The organism is Pseudomonas sp. 44 R 15, from assembly GCF_900004965.1.
GTDB lineage: Bacteria > Pseudomonadota > Gammaproteobacteria > Pseudomonadales > Pseudomonadaceae > Aquipseudomonas > Aquipseudomonas orientalis_A.
Genome location: NZ_CVTU01000013.1, coordinates 71,552 through 88,010, shown reverse-complemented (window position 1 = coordinate 88,010; position 16,459 = coordinate 71,552). Strand labels below are relative to the sequence as shown.

Genomic DNA, 16,459 nt, shown 5'->3' with positions numbered 1-16,459 from the left:
CACGGTCGGGCGAGCGGCGCGGGTCGCAGACGATGGCCAGGCGCGCGGGCGGGAATCGGCTGAGTTGTTCCAACAGTTTGTTGCGCGATTCGCGGCTGTCGAGGATGCCGGCGTTCTTCACATTGGCGGGCAGTTTGGGCGGCCAAGGGTGCTGATCATCGAGTTCGACGGCCACCAGCAAGGCTCCATCGCTTTGCATCTCGCTGACGCCGCCGCTGACGTGATGCAACTGTTCGGGGGCGGCATCGTTGACCCCAAGCCGTTCGCTGCTGGGCATCAGGCGTTCGCGCAGTTGGGCGTAGCCGGGCAGGTTGAGGTCCAGGCGCAGAGCCGCACGTCCGATATTCCATCGCCACAGGCAGAACAGGGCAAGGACCGCACGGGGCAACAGGCCGTAGACCAGCAGCACGCCCACCAGCCAGGCGGCCCAGGCTTGGCGGGCGCTTTCGATATTCAGGGCGGAGTCGCCGCTGGCGCGGATCATGTCGACGGTCGGCACGTTGAAACCGAGCAAAGCGGGCAGGGTGCCGAGGGCCTGGGTGACAGCGATGAAGGTGTCGGCACCGAGGATGGTGGTTTCCCACACAAAGCCGTAACGCCGGGTGGCGAGCAGCATCAGCAACATCAGCATGGCGCTGAGCAACGCCAGTGACCACAGGCTGTTGACCAGGACGCCGACGGCCCAGCGATTGAGCTTCTGGCGCTGTAGCAACAGCAGCAGCGCCGGCGCCAGTTGTGCGGCCTTGGCGTCGCGGGCGAGTTTTTCACTGAGCCACAGCCACAAGCGCCCGAGGCTGGCGCTGTGTTCGCCGGCAAACACCAGGCCCAGGGCCCAGCTGAGCAGCAGGATCAGGTTCAGGCCGAGCAGGCTGCCCAGGGCCCAGAACACATTCACTGGGGTCAGGCCATTGCCCAAGGCGGCAAACGCCAGGCCGGCGCCGCTGAAAATCGCGACGATCGCCAGCAGCACCAGGGCCAGGCGTGCGCCTTGCTGCCAGCGTGTGAGGGCGCCGGTCAGGCCATCGCGTTCGGCCAGGTGCAGCGCGCGATGCACGATGCGCGTCGGCAGGTCGCCACCGGCCGTGCGGGCCAGGCGGTTGGCTTCGAGATCTTCCAGAGGGCCTGCGTGTTCTTCGCGCAGGCGCACGGTTTCGGTCAACCAGAGGTTGTGCAGCGGGTTTAGTGCAGTCACGCGCCATCCTGTTGTGTTCGTGAGGTTGGAGCATAACTGCTGACTCGCAGCTCTGGTATTCTCGTGACCATGAAAAAAACTCTCCCTTTAAGCCTGATCGCAGCCCTCGGTGAAAACCGCGTGATCGGCGTCGACAACAGCATGCCCTGGCATTTGCCGGGGGATTTCAAGTATTTCAAGGCCACCACCCTGGGCAAGCCGATCATCATGGGGCGCAAGACCTGGGATTCCCTGGGCCGACCGTTGCCGGGGCGGCTGAACATTGTGGTCAGTCGTCAGACCGACCTGGTGCTCGAAGGTGCGCAAGTGTTTGCGTCACTGGAGGCGGCGATAGCGCGCGCGGAGGAATGGGCCAAGGCCCAGGGCGCGGACGAGCTGATGCTGATCGGCGGCGCGCAGTTGTATGCCCAGGGGCTGGAGCAGGCGGATCGCCTGTATCTGACGCGGGTGGCGTTGAGCCCTGAAGGGGATGCGTGGTTTCCGGCGTTTGATGCGAACCAGTGGAAGCTGGTGTCGAATGTGGAGAACCCGGCCGAAGGGGATAAACCGGCTTACAACTTTGAAGTCTGGGAGAAAGCTTAAAAGCATCGGGGGCAAGCCCCCTCCCACATTGGACCGCATTCTTCTGTTGGAACTCGGTCAACTGTGGGAGGGGGCTTGCCCCCGATAGCGCTCTATCAGACCTGCGCTAACTCAGCATGCTCATCGGCATCGAGCAACGCCTTGTCCGTCTGCCCCATGATCTGGCTGGTAATCGCCCCCGCCGTCATCGAGCCATTCACGTTCAGCGCCGTACGGCCCATGTCGATCAGCGGCTCCACGGAAATCAGCAGCGCCACCAGTGACACCGGCAAGCCCATGGCCGGCAGCACGATCAATGCCGCGAAGGTCGCACCACCGCCCACGCCCGCCACACCGGCCGAGCTCAGGGTCACAATCGCTACCAGCGTCGCGATCCACAGCGGGTCCAGCGGGTTGATGCCGACGGTCGGCGCGACCATCACCGCCAACATCGCCGGATAGAGGCCTGCGCAGCCGTTCTGGCCAATGGTCGCCCCAAACGAAGCGGCGAAACCGGCAATGGACTGCGGGATTCCCAGGCGGCGTGTCTGCGCTTCAATGCTCAAGGGGATCGAGGCGGCGCTGGAGCGGCTGGTGAAGGCAAAGGTCAGTACCGGCCACACCTTGCGGAAGAAGCGCAGCGGATTGACCCCGGCCAGCGACAGCAACAGGCCATGCACCACAAACATCAGGCCCAGGGCCAGGTACGACACCACGACAAAGCTGCCGAGCTTGATGATGTCCTGCAGGTTGGAGCTGGCAACCACCTTGGTCATCAGCGCCAGAACACCGTACGGGGTCAGCTTCATGACCAGGCGCACCAGGCGCATCACCCAGGCTTGCAGGGTGTCGATGGCGTTGAGCACCTTCTGGCCTTTTTCCACGTCGTCCTTGAGCAGTTGCAGCGCGGCAACCCCCAGGAACGCGGCGAAAATCACCACGCTGATGATCGACGTCGGCTTGGCCCGGGCCAGGTCGGCGAACGGGTTGGCCGGCACGAACGACAGCAGCAATTGCGGGATATTCAGGTCGGCGACCTTGCCCGCGTAATCGTTCTGGATCACTTGCAGGCGCGCCATTTCCTGGGTGCCGGCGACCAGCCCTTCGGCGGTGAGGCCGAACAGGTTGGTCAGGCCGATACCGATCAGCGCCGCGATCGCGGTGGTGAACAGCAAAGTGCCGATGGTCAGGAAGCTGATCTTGCCCAGGGACGAGGCGTTGTGCAGGCGCGCCACGGCACTGAGGATCGAGGCGAACACCAGCGGGATCACGATCATTTGCAGCAGTTGCACATAGCCGTTGCCGACCAGGTCAAACCAGCCGATGGAGGCCTTGAGTACCGGGTGACCGGCCCCGTAGATGGCGTGCAGCACCACACCGAACACCACGCCAAGCACCAGGGCGAACAGGACCTTCTTGGCCAGGCTCCAGTTCGTACGGCCGGTTTGTGCCAGGCCCAGCAACAGGGCCACGAACACCAGTAAGTTGAGAATCAGGGGAAGATTCATTGAAGCTCCGTTGAGAAGGCAGCCAATCGCGTGAGCCTGCGATTGCGAACCGGGAAGCCTAACAGCTTGAAATATATTGATTTAATACCGATATGGAATGGTGACTGTCGTTTTTGGAATAAGCGCTTGACGCTCTGGCGTACGACCCTGGCGCGATCAGGATGCACACGGTCGGGCTCGACACGGGAACTGTCACAGGGATTTGTTAGCGTCGATGTTTTTCACTCAGGAAGAAACGCTTATGAAGCTCGCGCCGAAATTGCTTGCCGCCGCGCTTTGCCTCGGACTCGCCAGCCAGGTATTTGCCGCCACCGAGTTGAAACACTGGCCGGCGCCTGCCGCCAAACAGTTGAACGAGATGATCGCCGCCAACGCCAACAAGGGTAACTTCGCGGTGTTCGACATGGACAACACCAGCTACCGCTACGACCTTGAAGAGTCCTTGCTGCCGTACATGGAAAACAAGGGCCTGATCACCCGCGACAGCCTCGATCCGTCGCTCAAGCTGATGCCGTTCAAGGACACCGCCGATCATAAGGAAAGCCTGTTCAGTTACTACTATCGCCTCTGCGAAGTGGACGACATGGTGTGTTACCCGTGGGTGGCCCAGGTGTTTGCCGGGTTTACGCTCAAGGAACTCAAGGTCCAGGTCGACGAGTTGATGGCCTCCGGCAAACCCGTTCCCGTCAGCTATTTCGAAGGCGATACGGTGAAAAAGTCCGAGGTGCAGCCACCGAAAGTCTTCACCGGCCAGGCCGAGCTGTACAACAAGCTGATGGAAAACGGCATCGAGGTGTACGTGATGACCGCCGCCTCCGAGGAACTGGTGCGCATGGTCGCCGCCGATCCGAAGTACGGCTACAACGTCAAACCCGAGAATGTGATCGGCGTGACCACCCTGCTCAAGGACCGCAACACAGGCGAACTGACCACCGCGCGCAAACAGATTGCCGCCGGCAAGTATGACGAGAAGGCCAACCTCGGCCTGGAACTGACCCCGTATCTGTGGACCCCGGCCACCTGGATGGCCGGCAAGCACGCGGCGATCCTTACCTATATCGACGAATGGAAAAAACCGGTGATCGTCGGCGGCGACACGCCAACCAGCGATGGCTACATGCTGTTTCATGACGTGGATGTGGCCAAGGGCGGCATTCACTTGTGGATCAACCGCAAGGACAAATACATGACCCAGCTTAATGGCATGATCGCCAAGCACGCGGCGGCGCAGGCCAAGGAAGGGTTGCCGGTAACGGCGGACAAGAACTGGGTGATCGTCAAGCCGGAAGACATTCAGTAACAGGCTGGATGCAGTAAAAATGTGAGAGGGAGCTTGCGCTAATAACGCTTTTTGTAGGAACGAGGGGGGCGCCTAGCTCTTGCTCGCGAAAAACTCATAGGCACCGCGTTCATTCAGGAAGCGCGCGTTATCGTTGACGTTTTTCGCGAGCAAGCTCGCTCCTACAGACGGCGGTTTACGCCCTTTCCTGATTTTTCAGGCAATTCAGTGTTGGGTATTGAAAAGTACCTATAAAATCAATGCCCAGAGCGTGAAGTGTTCAACAATTTGCAGGCATCAAGCACTCTTTGATAAGCGTATTCTACTGCGTCGGCGTTATGTTGGTCCGCACCTGCCAGTTGATTGAATAATAAAGGCGTGAAGTTTTTTTGATCGTTATACGAAAACACCGTATAGGCTTCGTTAAGCGAGTGGCCTCCGCTGAAGGTGAGATAGGCCGCCGTCAGGGTTTTCGCATGCTCCATGGAAAATACCTTGCCTTCCTCGATCAGACTTTTAAATAAGTAGTTCAACACGTTGGTGCTGCCGGACATGCCGGTGCCTATTGCACGCTCAGCGTGCAGCGCGGCTCGATTGTGTGGAGTTATTTTCTGTGTGGTAAGTTGGTAGCAGTCAATCGGCCTGATGCCCTTGGTGCCCAGCAGGCGGGTCGGTTGCTGTGGTGCTGACTGATAAGGTAGCAATAGCCCGTATCTGTCGCTGCGAAAGTTGCTGTTTTCAAGAGATTCAATCCGCTCTCGCTGGTTCTCGATGACATCGATATAGTGCTGCGTTGCCACCTCCGCCAGTGGCCGTAAATTGGGGGCCACCAACATATATTTCACTGCCAGCGACAAGGTCAATGGAATCGCATAAGGGTCGCGACTTTGCAGCATGGCGGTAAATTTTTGCGTATCGAAGGCTCGCAGGAATTCTTGAGTTTCCTTGATCTGTTCGCGCCATCCGGGTGGGTCGTCGCGCATCCTCTGATGGATTTCCGCGCACAGCGCGAGTTGCATGGCAGGTGGATAACTATTGAAGTCCGTTAGAAGTTTTTGCGTCAGCAATTCGTTGATGTGGTGCGATTGTGCCGTGGGATTATTAATTACATATTCTGAAAACGCAGTGTCGAAAAGCCGTCCATAGTAATTGTCATTGCGTTTGGTAATATAAAATTCCTTTTCCAGGGTATTTGATATCTCCTCTATTCTCGACAGCAACGCCTGGTTTTTTTCCGGTTCGAATGACAGGTCGCGCTGAAGCTGCGTTATAAGGTTTTGCGTAATGTCTCTTGAACTCCTGTTATCCAGCCAGCTTACTTTAAGGTGCTCGATGATGGGCGTTTTGATCGAGGTATCCAGTTCCGACTCTGCAATCGCAAGGGTCAACGCCAACAGCACTTCCTTGGGCGTCCTTATCAGCTCTTGCGCAGGCTGTGGGCGCTGAGTCAGTGGCGCAGTGATTGAATTGGAGATGTCTGTAAAGTTGCTGTTGGACAAGTGCCTGGGTTGAACTTTAGTGATCATGCCTCGGCTGTCCACCGTGACCATTTCCCTCATCCGAAACGCAGTTTCAGGGCTTATGGTTTTGCCGAGCAAGGTGTTGGCCATTTCGTCAGGACGTAAACGCCTGGTGCTGTTTTCAGAGCGCTGAGGTGCATAGGGGGCGTAGTCCTGGGCCCGAAATTCTGCTGGAGGAACGCCGTCCGATATTTTCATCGCACACCCTTTGGTTAATCGATCGTCTCGCTTGGTGGACGATTCGGTAAAAGGGTTCCAGATGGCAGTGCAAGGGACGCGGCGCGTCAGGCGGGGTAAAAAAATGCCCCGTGGGTACGGGGCATTTTTCAGGGGCAGCGATAGAGCGAAGGCAGATTAGACTTACAGCCCATCCAGCATCGCCTTGTTACGCACGGCGCCCTTGTCGGCGCTGGTCGCCAGCAGGGCATACGCCTTCAACGCGGTGGTCACCTTGCGTGGACGTTTCTCCACCGGTTTCCAGCCCTTCTTGTCCTGCTCGACCCGGCGCGCCGCCAGTTCTTCATCGCTGACCAACAGGTTGATCGAGCGGTTCGGGATGTCGATCAGCACCTTGTCGCCATCCTGCACCAGGCCAATCGCGCCACCGGCAGCGGCTTCCGGCGAAGCGTGGCCGATGGACAGGCCCGAAGTACCGCCGGAGAAACGGCCGTCGGTCAGCAACGCGCAGGCTTTGCCCAGGCCTTTGGATTTCAGGTAGGACGTCGGGTAGAGCATCTCCTGCATACCCGGGCCGCCTTTGGGGCCTTCGTAGCGGATGATCACGATGTCGCCTTCTTTCACTTCGTCGGCGAGGATGCCGCGAACCGAGCTGTCCTGGCTTTCGTAGATCTTGGCGCGCCCTTCGAAGACGTGGATGGATTCATCCACACCGGCGGTTTTCACCACGCAACCGTCGAGGGCGATGTTGCCGTACAGCACGGCCAGGCCGCCTTCTTGCGAGTAGGCGTGCTCGACGCTGCGGATGCAGCCGTTTTCACGGTCGTCGTCCAGGGTGTCCCAACGGGTCGACTGGCTGAACGCGGTCTGGGTCGGGATACCCGCCGGGCCGGCCTTGAAGAAGTGATGCACCGCTTCGTCGTCAGTCTGGGTGATGTCCCACTTGGCGATGCCTTCGGCCAGGGATTTGCTGTGCACGGTCGGCAGGTCAGTGTGCAACAGGCCGCCACGGGCCAGGGAGCCGAGGATCGAGAAGATCCCGCCCGCACGGTGCACGTCTTCCATGTGGTACTTCTGGATGTTCGGCGCGACCTTGCACAGCTGCGGCACGTGGCGTGACAGGCGGTCGATGTCGCGCAGGTCGAAGTCGATCTCGGCTTCCTGGGCGGCGGCCAGCAAATGCAGGATGGTGTTGGTGGAACCGCCCATGGCGATGTCCAGGGTCATGGCGTTTTCGAACGCCCTGAAGTTGGCGATATTGCGCGGCAACACCGACTCATCGTTCTCGGTGTAGTAACGCTTGCACAGCTCGACGATGGTGCGGCCGGCCTGCAGGAACAGCTGCTCGCGGTCGCTGTGGGTGGCCAGTGTGGAACCGTTGCCCGGCAACGCCAGGCCCAGGGCTTCCACCAGGCAGTTCATCGAGTTGGCGGTGAACATGCCGGAGCACGAACCGCAGGTCGGGCAGGCGCTGCGCTCGTATTCGGCGACTTTCTCGTCAGACGCGCTGGAATCGGCGGCGATGACCATGGCGTCAACCAGGTCCAGGCCATGGGAGGCAAGCTTGGTCTTGCCGGCTTCCATCGGGCCGCCGGAGACGAAGATCACCGGGATGTTCAGGCGCAGGGCGGCCATCAGCATGCCGGGGGTGATCTTGTCGCAGTTGGAGATGCACACAATGGCGTCGGCGCAGTGGGCGTTGACCATGTACTCCACGGAGTCGGCGATGATCTCGCGGCTCGGCAGAGAATACAGCATGCCGTCATGGCCCATGGCAATGCCGTCATCCACGGCGATGGTATTGAATTCCTTGGCCACGCCGCCGGCGCGTTCGATCTCGCGGGCGACCAGTTGACCCAGGTCCTTGAGGTGGACGTGGCCGGGTACGAACTGGGTAAACGAGTTGGCAATCGCGATGATCGGCTTCTTGAAGTCGTCATCTTTCATCCCCGTGGCACGCCACAATGCGCGCGCGCCGGCCATGTTGCGGCCGTGGGTGGATGTTTTCGAGCGGTAATCAGGCATTGGAGCACTCCGGGCGGCTAATCGGTATCAAAGGGGAGTGAGCTTCTATTGACGTCTGGAACACTCAGAAAATGGCCGTGTGTCCGGAAGTTGCCACTCGCGTCGCGGGATCGCCGCGTGCTTGGGCCTCGAGCTCATAAACCCGCCGGGGGATGACTGGCGATGAATAGGGCCGATTCTACACCGCTGGCGGCTGGAGGGAATGGGCGTCTACCTGTAGGAGCGAGCTTGCTCGTGAAGATCGTCAACGATAACGCGGCGCTATCAGGTAGCCGGTGGCGTCTATTTGTTTTTCGCGAGCAAGCTCGCTCCTACAAGGACGGACATATCCAGAACAATTGTTTGAGGGCTGATTGGCGCTTCAGCTCCTACCGTTTCTCTTCCAATCACAGAAGAGGACGAAGGAATGTCCACTCAGCAAAATGCTTATCGGCTGCGCAAGGCGCGCTATTCAGAGTCGGGCCGTATCTACTTGCTAACGGCTGTCACCCATCAACGGCAACGCATTTTTCAAGACTGGCTTATCGGTCGCTTGCTGGTCCGCGAATTTAGAAAGGCTCAGGAAGATGGAGATGCAACGTCACTGGCCTGGGTGGTCATGCCCGACCATTTCCACTGGCTGGTGGAATTGCACAACGGCGATTTGCCCAGGCTCATGCAGCGAACCAAATCGCGAAGTGCCCGTGCAGTCAATAAGGCAAGACAGTCCTTCGGAGTGCTTTGGCAAAAAGGCTATTTCGACAGGGCGCTGCGTCGTGAGGAGGACTTGAAGGCAATGGCTCGCTACATCGTCGCAAACCCACTGCGCACGGGCTTGGTCGAGCACATTGGCCAATACCCGCTATGGGACGCCATCTGGCTATAAGGCACCTCTACCTGTAGGAGCGAGCTTGCTCGCGAAGAACGTCAACGATAACGCAGCGCTATCAGGTAGCCCGTGGCGTCTATTCGTTCTTCGCGAGCAAGCTCGCTCCTACAAGGGGAAGGCGTCAGCGACGGATCCTGGCATTCGTCAACCAACCCCACAGGCTCAAAACAATGAAGCTGACAGCAATGGTCATCAGTAAATGGGCACCGGTTTGCGCGAGGGCGGCGCTGCTGACGGCGGCGGTGAGGAACATGATGCTGTTACCCGCTGATGCCGCCGTCCCCGCGCTGCTTGAAAACAGCAACATCGCCGCCGAAATGGCGGCCGGGCGCACCAAGGTCACGGCCAGGGCGCTGATCAGCATCGGTATCAGCAGGGTCACGCTGGTGATGGCTTGCAGGCTGACGATCAGCGTCAACAACACACCGGCGCCGAGCAACAAGCCGAGGCCGATATTGATCTGCCGTGACAGCGGGATGCGTTTCTGCAGGTAGGAAGCCACCAGGCCACCCAGCAGATAGGCGACGCCGTACACCATTAACACGAGCGCGTACTCGTATTCAGAGAGTTTCAGCGCATCCATGAAGATCAGCGGTGTCACACTGATCAAGGCGAAGTAGCAGGCGAACACCAACGCTGCAATCCACCAGTAGCGCAGGAAATCGTGGTTGGCGGCGACGGCCTTGAGTGTGCCGACGATGGACACCGGTGCTCGATGCGTACTGGCGGATTTGGTGGGCAGGATGCACTGCGCATGGATCAACATGCCCGTAGCCATCAGCGCGAAGCCGTAGAAGCTGCCTTGCCAGTCGAACGTGGTTTGCAGCCAGGAGCCGATCAGCGGCGACAGCGCGACGAACGAGCCACTCAAGGTCATGTAATACAGACGAACGCGGGCGCGGTCTTGCTCGTCGAACAGGTCTTCCACCAGCGCATGGCCCAGCACAAAGAAACCACAGCCCATGGCCTGCACTGTGCGAAACAATAGGAACGTCAGGTAGTCCGGTGCCCATGCACAGCCTATCGCGCCGAGGATGGAAAGCAGGATGCACCCGAGCAGGACTTCCTTGCGCCCCCATTTATCCGACAATGGGCCGGCGATCAGTTGCGAGATCGAAAACACCAGGGTGAACAGGCTGATGGACAGCGCGATGTCTGCGCTGGGCGTGTCGAATTGGGCAGACAGGGCAGGGAACGACGGGAGCAGGATATTGATCGGGAAGAAGCTAATCAGGGAAATGCAGGTGATGAGGGTTAAGCGGGAGAGCGTGGGCCCAGACATTGTTTTTGTTTTCCGGAGTAAAACCAGAAACCGATACTAGCCTGCGAAAAATGGAATTCAATCAGAAGTGCTGTGAGCCATTTCCTTTAATGGTGTGAGCCATCACTGTAGGAGCGAGCTTGCTCGCGAAGAACGTCAACGATAACGCGGGGTATTTGATACTCCGCGGCGTTCTCGGGTTTTTCGCGAGCAAGCTCGCTCCTACAAGGTGGTCGGCGTTAGCTATTGGGCAACAACCGGCACGTAATGCTCTTGATATACCGCGTTTCGACAATCGCCGGGTGCACCGGGTGGTCCGGGCCCTGGCCGCCGCGTTCGAGCATCTGGATGTTGCGGTCCAGGTGGCGGGCGCTGGTGAGCAGGATGTTCTGCAGGTCGTCTTCGGGCAGGTGCATGGAGCACGAGGCGCTGACGAGGATGCCGTCCTTGCTGAGCAGGCGCATGGCTTGCTCGTTCAGGCGGCGGTAGGCGCCTTCGCCGTTTTTCATGTCTTTTTTGCGTTTGATGAAGGCCGGTGGGTCGGCGACGATCACGTCGAAACGTTCTTCGCTGGCTTTCAGTTCTTTCAACGCTTCGAAGACGTCGCCTTCGATGCAGGTCATCTTCTCGGCCACGCCGTTGAGCGCGGCGTTGCGCTCCACGCCGTCGAGGGCGAAGGCGGACGCGTCGACGCAGAACACTTCACTGGCGCCGAAAGCGGCGGCTTGCACGCCCCAGCCGCCGATGTAGCTGTACAGGTCGAGCACGCGCTTGCCTTTGGCATACGGCGCCAGGCGTGCGCGGTTCATGCGGTGGTCGTAGAACCAGCCGGTTTTCTGGCCCTGGATCACCGGGGCTTCGAATTTCACGCCGTTTTCTTCCAGCGCCACCCATTCCGGCACCAGGCCGAACACGGTTTCGACGTAGCGGTTGAGGCCTTCGGCGTCGCGCGCGGCGGAGTCGTTCTTGAACAGGATGCCGCTGGGCTTGAGCACCTGGGTCAGGGCAGCGATCACGTCTTCTTTATGGGCTTCCATGGTCGCCGAGGCGATCTGCACGACCAGGATGTCGCCGAAACGGTCGACCACCAGGCCCGGCAGCAGGTCGGAATCGCCATAGACCAGGCGGTAGAACGGCTTGTCGAACAGGCGATCGCGCAGGGACAGGGCGACGTTCAGGCGGTGCACCAGCAGCGACTTGTCCAACGGCAACTTGATGTCACGCGACAGCAGGCGGGCGCAGATCAGGTTGTTCGGGCTCATGGCCACGATGCCCAGGGTCTTGCCGCCGGCCGCTTCCAGGATAGCCTGGTCGCCTGCCTGGAAGCCGTGGAGTGGGGTGGCGGCCACGTCGATTTCGTTGCTGTAGACCCACAGGTGGCCGTTGCGCAAACGACGATCGGCGTTGGCTTTGAGACGCAGGCTTGGCAGGGACATGACGTCGCTCCGGAAAAAAGAGCGGGAGTATACCGTGTTGTGCATTGCTTGGCGGCGCCGCCGGACATGTGGGAGGGGGCTTGCCCCGATAGCGGTGGGTCAGTCAGCTCATCTTTCATTGATATACCGCAATCGGGGGCAAGCCCCCTCCCGCATTTGATCGAGTTTCAATCGGGCATTTGGGTGTCGGCCCGGTCTGCTTAAAGGGTAGAATCCACACCTAGCCCAGAGTGTGTACTTATGTCCCAAGAGCTTTCCGCCGAACAGATCCAGCAGGTCCTGCAAGGCATCAGCGTACCGCCCCAGCCGCAAATCATGGTGGATTTGCAGATGGAGCAGTACATGCCCGACCCGGACCTGGAAGTGATCGCCCGGTTGATCGCCCAGGACCCGGGCCTGTCCGGCGCATTACTGAAGATCGTCAACTCGCCGTATTACGGCCTGAGCAACAAGATCGCCTCGATTCAGCGCGCGGTGAACCTGTTGGGCAGCCGCTCGGTCATCAACCTGATCAATGCGCTGTCGATCAAGGGCGAGATGAGCGACGACACCATTGTCACGCTCAACCGCTTCTGGGACACGGCCCAGGATGTGGCCATGACGTGCCTGAGCCTGGCCAAGCGCACCGGCTCCCAGACGGTTGACGAAGCCTATGCCCTGGGCCTGTTCCACGACTGCGGCGTGCCGCTGATGCTCAAGCGGTTCCCGAACTACATGACGGTGCTGGAGCAGGCCTACGCCAATGCCGGTCCGGATTGCCGCGTGGTCGACACCGAGAACAACGCGTTCAACACTAACCATGCCGTGGTGGGTTACTACACCGCCAAGTCCTGGCGCCTGCCGGAGCATGTCACTGACGCCATCGCCAATCACCACAACGCCCTGGCGATTTTCAGCGATGAGTCGTCGCGCAACCCCGTCCTCAAGAACCTGCTGGCGATCCTGAAAATGGCCGAGCACATCTGTTCGTCCTATCGCGTGCTGGGCAACCAGGCCGTTGACCATGAGTGGGATGCGATCAGCCCTCTGGTGCTCGATTACGTGGGCCTGTCGGACTACGACTTCGAAAGCATGAAGTTGTCGATCCGCGAACTGGGCGCGCACTGAGCCTTTCTTCCCGAGGTACACATGCCTGAGTTACCAGAAGTCGAAACCACCCGGCGCGGGATTGCCCCTCACCTGGAGGGCCAGCGCGTCAGTCGCGTGGTGGTGCGTGAGCGTCGCCTGCGCTGGCCGATCCCCGAAGACCTTGATGTGCGCCTGTCCGGGCAGCGCATCGTGCTGGTGGAACGGCGCGCCAAGTACCTGTTGATCAACGCCGAAGTGGGCACCTTGATCAGCCACCTGGGCATGTCGGGCAACCTGCGCCTGGTGGAAGTGGGCATGCCTGCGGCCAAGCATGAACATGTGGACATCGAGCTGGAATCCGGCCTGGCCCTGCGCTACACCGACCCCCGGCGTTTTGGCGCAATGCTCTGGAGCCAGGACCCGCACAACCACGAGCTGCTGATCCGCCTGGGGCCCGAGCCGTTGACCGCGCTGTTTGATGGCGAACGCTTGTTCCAGCAGTCCCGTGGACGGTCGATGGCAGTGAAGCCGTTCATCATGGATAACGCCGTGGTGGTGGGCGTGGGCAATATCTATGCGACCGAAGCGCTGTTTGCGGCGGGGATCGATCCGCGTCGTGCGGCGGGCGGTATATCGCGGGCGCGTTACCTGAGGCTGGCGATCGAAATCAAGCGCGTGCTGGCTGCAGCGATCGAGCGGGGCGGTACCACCTTGCGCGATTTTATCGGCGGCGACGGGCAGCCGGGGTATTTCCAGCAGGAACTGTTCGTGTATGGCCGAGGCGGCGAGGCGTGCAAGGTATGCGGGACCGAGTTGCGCAATGTGGTGCTGGGGCAGCGGGCGAGTGTGTTTTGTCCCAAGTGTCAGAGCTGATTGCTGTGTGATGGCTGATATCGCCATCGGGGGCAAGTCGAATCGTCGCACCGCCCCTCCCACATTCTGAATGTATTCACAAATCAAAGTGTGGGAGGGGGCTTGCCCCCGATGAGGCCTTTACAGGCGCTAAAGAACCTCAATCCTTACCGGTAATCTTCCGATACTTCTCCATCAACTGCTCTTCAGTCTCCGGATGCGCCTCATCCAGCGGAATGCAATCCACCGGGCACACCTGCTGGCACTGGGGTTCGTCGTAGTGGCCGACACATTGCGTGCACAGGTTGGGATCGATCACATAGATCTCTTCACCCTGGGAAATCGCAGCGTTCGGGCACTCGGGTTCGCAGACGTCGCAATTGATGCAATCGTCGGTGATGATCAGGGACATGAAAACTCCTGCCAGGGCTGTCAGCCAGGGCATTGAAAACGAATGCGCGCAATTGTGCCGCATTGGCGCCCGCAGTGCGAGCGGGCGCCGAGTGAGCGGTCTTACTTCTTGAAGCGCAGGGTGAGCGCATCCGCGACGGCCGGGTGCACGAACTTGGTGATATCTCCGCCTAAAGCGGCGATTTCGCGCACCAACGTCGAGGAAATGAACGAATAACGTTCCGACGGCGTGAGGAACAGGCTTTCCACGTCCGGCGCCAATTGGCGGTTCATGTTGGCCAGCTGGAATTCATATTCGAAATCCGACACCGCGCGCAGGCCACGCAGGAACACATTGGCGTTCTGCTCCTTGGCAAAGTGCGCCAGCAGTGTCGAAAAGCCCACCACTTCCACATTAGGCAGGTGCCGGGTGACTTCACGTGCCAGCTCCACGCGTTGCTCCAGGGGAAACAACGGGTTTTTCTTGGGGCTGGCGGCAACCGCGATGATCACATGGTCGAACAGGCGAGAGGCGCGTTCGACCAGATCGCCATGGCCTTTGGTAATCGGGTCGAAGGTACCTGGGTACAACACTCGGTTCATCGCGTCGTCCTGGCGGAGTCCGTTGGGGAATCGGATGGTATCGCAGCCATCCCGGTCGGCCAAGTCGACTTATGGAGATAAATGCCGTGAATCGAACGGTTTTTCACGCTGTTTTCAGACGTTCGGCCAAGGCTGACGCCAGTTGGGCGCTCAATCCATACACCGACAACTGGGGATTTGCCCCAATGCTGGTGGGAAACAGCGAGCCGTCGTGAATCGACAGGTTGCGCAATTGGTGGTGGCGCCCAAGGCTGTCGGCCACCGCGTTTTTCGGGTCTTCGCCCATGGCGCAACCGCCCATCACATGGGCGCTGCCCAGGGTGGTCCGATGCAATTGGAGGTTCAACCCGTCAATTACGCTGCGCGCCTCGGCCAAGGTGTTCACGTAGCGGGCGTCGTGATGCAGGGGCTTGACCGAGTTGGCGCCCGCCGCGAACTGAATCTCGGCCATGCTGTGAAAGGCCCGGCGCAGGCCGTCCCAGGCATAGGGCGAGACTTGATAGTCGAGCACCGGCGTACCGTCACCGCGCAGTTCTACTGCGCCGCCGGGGCTGTCGGGGTGAAACCCGTCGCGCAACAGCGCGAGCATGGCGTGGGTATGGGGCAATCGGCTCATGTCCAAGGCATTCTGCGCCCCGTAGCCGCCAAACAAGGTACTCGCCAGCCCTGGATGTAAGGGCGGTGCTTCTAGCTTGTAGGACATTTTACCGGTAGTGCCGTCCTGCCACTGGAAGTGGTCGGAATAGATCGACTGCGGCGCCCCGTAGAACGGATTGATCACCTCGTCGAACAACCCGGCGGAGAAATTCACCAGGTGCAGGAAGGTGCGCTTGCCCAGCCGTGAATGCGGGTCGGGCGCGTCCGAGCGCATCAGCAGTGCCGGGCTGTTGATGCCGCCGCCCGAGAGTACGTAATGCTTGGCTTTCACGCTGATCGTGCGCCCGGTAGGGGCTACGCAGCGTGCGTCCATGGCCACGCATTCCAGGCTGCTGATCGTGTCGCCGCTGTAGTTGAGGCGCTCGGCTCGGGCCAGGTAGAGCAGCTCGCCGCCTTTGTCCAGGGTGGCGGGGATGGTGGTCACCAGCATCGACTGCTTGGCGTTGACCGGGCAACCCATGCCGCAATAACCCAGGTTGAAGCAGCCGCGCACATTGCGCGGGATCACGTGCCAGCTGTAGCCGAGCTTTTCGCAGCCTTTGCGGATCACGTCGTTGTTGGCGTTCGGCGGCAGGGCCCACGGCGCAATACCCAGGCGCTGTTCCATGGTCTCGAACCACGGCGCCATTTCGGCGCTGCTATGGCCCTTCACCGCGTATTCGCTGGCCCAGTGGGCGAGGGTGGCATCGGGGGTACGGAAGCTGGAGGTCCAGTTGATCAGCGTGGTGCCGCCCACTGCCCGGCCCTGCAGGATGGTAATCGCACCGTCCTTGCTCATGCGCCCGATCCCTTCCTGGTACAGGCTGGCATAGGCTTCGTCTTCCAGCAGCTTGAAATCGCTGCTGGTCTTGAGTGGGCCTTCTTCGATCAACAGCACCTTGTAGCCGGCGGCGCTGAGAATTTCCGCGGTGGTGCCGCCACCGGCGCCGCTGCCGATGATGGCCACGTCGGCTTCCAGGGTCAGGTCGCTGTCGAGGGCGGCGCCATTGTGGGTTTTCCAGCCGCGGGCCAGGCCGTCGCGGAACAGATCGGGTACGGGCATCAGGGTCGTCTCTTTTTTAT

At 60.1% G+C, this 16,459-nt stretch carries 14 protein-coding genes; 5 read left to right on the top strand and 9 right to left on the bottom strand.

What is annotated here, in order from left to right; translation table 11 throughout:
* Nucleotides 1–1,192, bottom strand: a 1,192-nt coding sequence (locus BFP93_RS00785; protein ID WP_065891598.1) for a DUF2868 domain-containing protein, incomplete at its 3' end; no start/stop codon positions are given.
* A gap of 69 nt (nt 1,193–1,261) precedes the next feature.
* Between BFP93_RS00785 and BFP93_RS00780 the strand changes: the two genes are divergently transcribed.
* Complete coding sequence (locus tag BFP93_RS00780) at nt 1,262–1,774, top strand: dihydrofolate reductase (protein WP_065891597.1); 513 nt, start codon at nt 1,262–1,264, stop codon at nt 1,772–1,774.
* Between the two features lie 95 nt (nt 1,775–1,869).
* On the opposite strand, the gene BFP93_RS00775 is transcribed toward BFP93_RS00780, so the two are convergent.
* A complete protein-coding gene (locus BFP93_RS00775) occupies nt 1,870–3,261 on the bottom strand; it encodes an L-cystine transporter (RefSeq protein WP_065891596.1) in 1,392 nt (463 codons plus the stop codon).
* A 241-nt stretch (nt 3,262–3,502) separates the two neighbouring features.
* On the opposite strand from BFP93_RS00775, the gene BFP93_RS00770 reads away from it, so the two are divergent.
* A complete protein-coding gene (locus BFP93_RS00770; protein WP_065891595.1) occupies nt 3,503–4,561 on the top strand; it encodes a phosphorylcholine phosphatase in 1,059 nt (352 codons plus the stop codon).
* A 236-nt stretch (nt 4,562–4,797) separates the two neighbouring features.
* Here the strand turns inward: BFP93_RS00770 and BFP93_RS00765 are convergent, their stop codons facing one another.
* Nucleotides 4,798–6,258, bottom strand: coding sequence for a hypothetical protein (locus tag BFP93_RS00765; RefSeq protein ID WP_141687920.1), 1,461 nt, complete (start codon nt 6,256–6,258; stop codon nt 4,798–4,800).
* Nucleotides 6,259–6,420: 162 nt separating this feature from the next.
* The gene (gene ilvD / locus BFP93_RS00760) at nt 6,421–8,262 is read right to left on the bottom strand and encodes a dihydroxy-acid dehydratase (protein WP_065891593.1); all 1,842 of its coding nucleotides are present in this window, start codon (nt 8,260–8,262) and stop codon (nt 6,421–6,423) included.
* A 406-nt stretch (nt 8,263–8,668) separates the two neighbouring features.
* Between ilvD and BFP93_RS00755 the strand changes: the two genes are divergently transcribed.
* Entirely contained in the window at nt 8,669–9,127 is a 459-nt protein-coding gene (locus tag BFP93_RS00755) for an REP-associated tyrosine transposase (protein ID WP_065891592.1), read from the top strand.
* A 124-nt stretch (nt 9,128–9,251) separates the two neighbouring features.
* Here the strand turns inward: BFP93_RS00755 and BFP93_RS00750 are convergent, their stop codons facing one another.
* Together BFP93_RS00750 and BFP93_RS00745 are read right to left on the bottom strand one after the other, a co-directional pair.
* Nucleotides 9,252–10,412 carry an MFS transporter gene (locus BFP93_RS00750; RefSeq protein WP_065891591.1) on the bottom strand — a complete coding sequence of 387 codons (1,161 nt, stop codon included), beginning with the start codon at nt 10,410–10,412 and terminating at the stop codon, nt 9,252–9,254.
* Between the two features lie 218 nt (nt 10,413–10,630).
* Nucleotides 10,631–11,827, bottom strand: a complete 1,197-nt coding sequence (locus BFP93_RS00745; RefSeq protein ID WP_015886370.1) for a class I SAM-dependent rRNA methyltransferase — start codon at nt 11,825–11,827, stop codon at nt 10,631–10,633.
* Nucleotides 11,828–12,067: 240 nt separating this feature from the next.
* Between BFP93_RS00745 and BFP93_RS00740 the strand changes: the two genes are divergently transcribed.
* Together BFP93_RS00740 and mutM are read left to right on the top strand one after the other, a co-directional pair.
* Nucleotides 12,068–12,934 carry an HDOD domain-containing protein gene (locus BFP93_RS00740; RefSeq protein WP_065885330.1) on the top strand — a complete coding sequence of 289 codons (867 nt, stop codon included), beginning with the start codon at nt 12,068–12,070 and terminating at the stop codon, nt 12,932–12,934.
* Nucleotides 12,935–12,955: 21 nt separating this feature from the next.
* A complete protein-coding gene (gene mutM / locus BFP93_RS00735) occupies nt 12,956–13,768 on the top strand; it encodes a bifunctional DNA-formamidopyrimidine glycosylase/DNA-(apurinic or apyrimidinic site) lyase (protein WP_065891590.1) in 813 nt (270 codons plus the stop codon).
* 139 nt (nt 13,769–13,907) lie between these two features.
* On the opposite strand, the gene BFP93_RS00730 is transcribed toward mutM, so the two are convergent.
* From BFP93_RS00730 to BFP93_RS00720, 3 genes are all read right to left on the bottom strand, one after another.
* Complete coding sequence (locus tag BFP93_RS00730) at nt 13,908–14,159, bottom strand: YfhL family 4Fe-4S dicluster ferredoxin (RefSeq protein WP_065885332.1); 252 nt, start codon at nt 14,157–14,159, stop codon at nt 13,908–13,910.
* A 101-nt stretch (nt 14,160–14,260) separates the two neighbouring features.
* Nucleotides 14,261–14,740, bottom strand: a complete 480-nt coding sequence (gene coaD, locus BFP93_RS00725; protein WP_003234650.1) for a pantetheine-phosphate adenylyltransferase — start codon at nt 14,738–14,740, stop codon at nt 14,261–14,263.
* A 103-nt stretch (nt 14,741–14,843) separates the two neighbouring features.
* A complete protein-coding gene (locus BFP93_RS00720; RefSeq protein WP_065891589.1) occupies nt 14,844–16,439 on the bottom strand; it encodes a GMC family oxidoreductase in 1,596 nt (531 codons plus the stop codon).
* Nucleotides 16,440–16,459 lie beyond the last annotated feature (20 nt).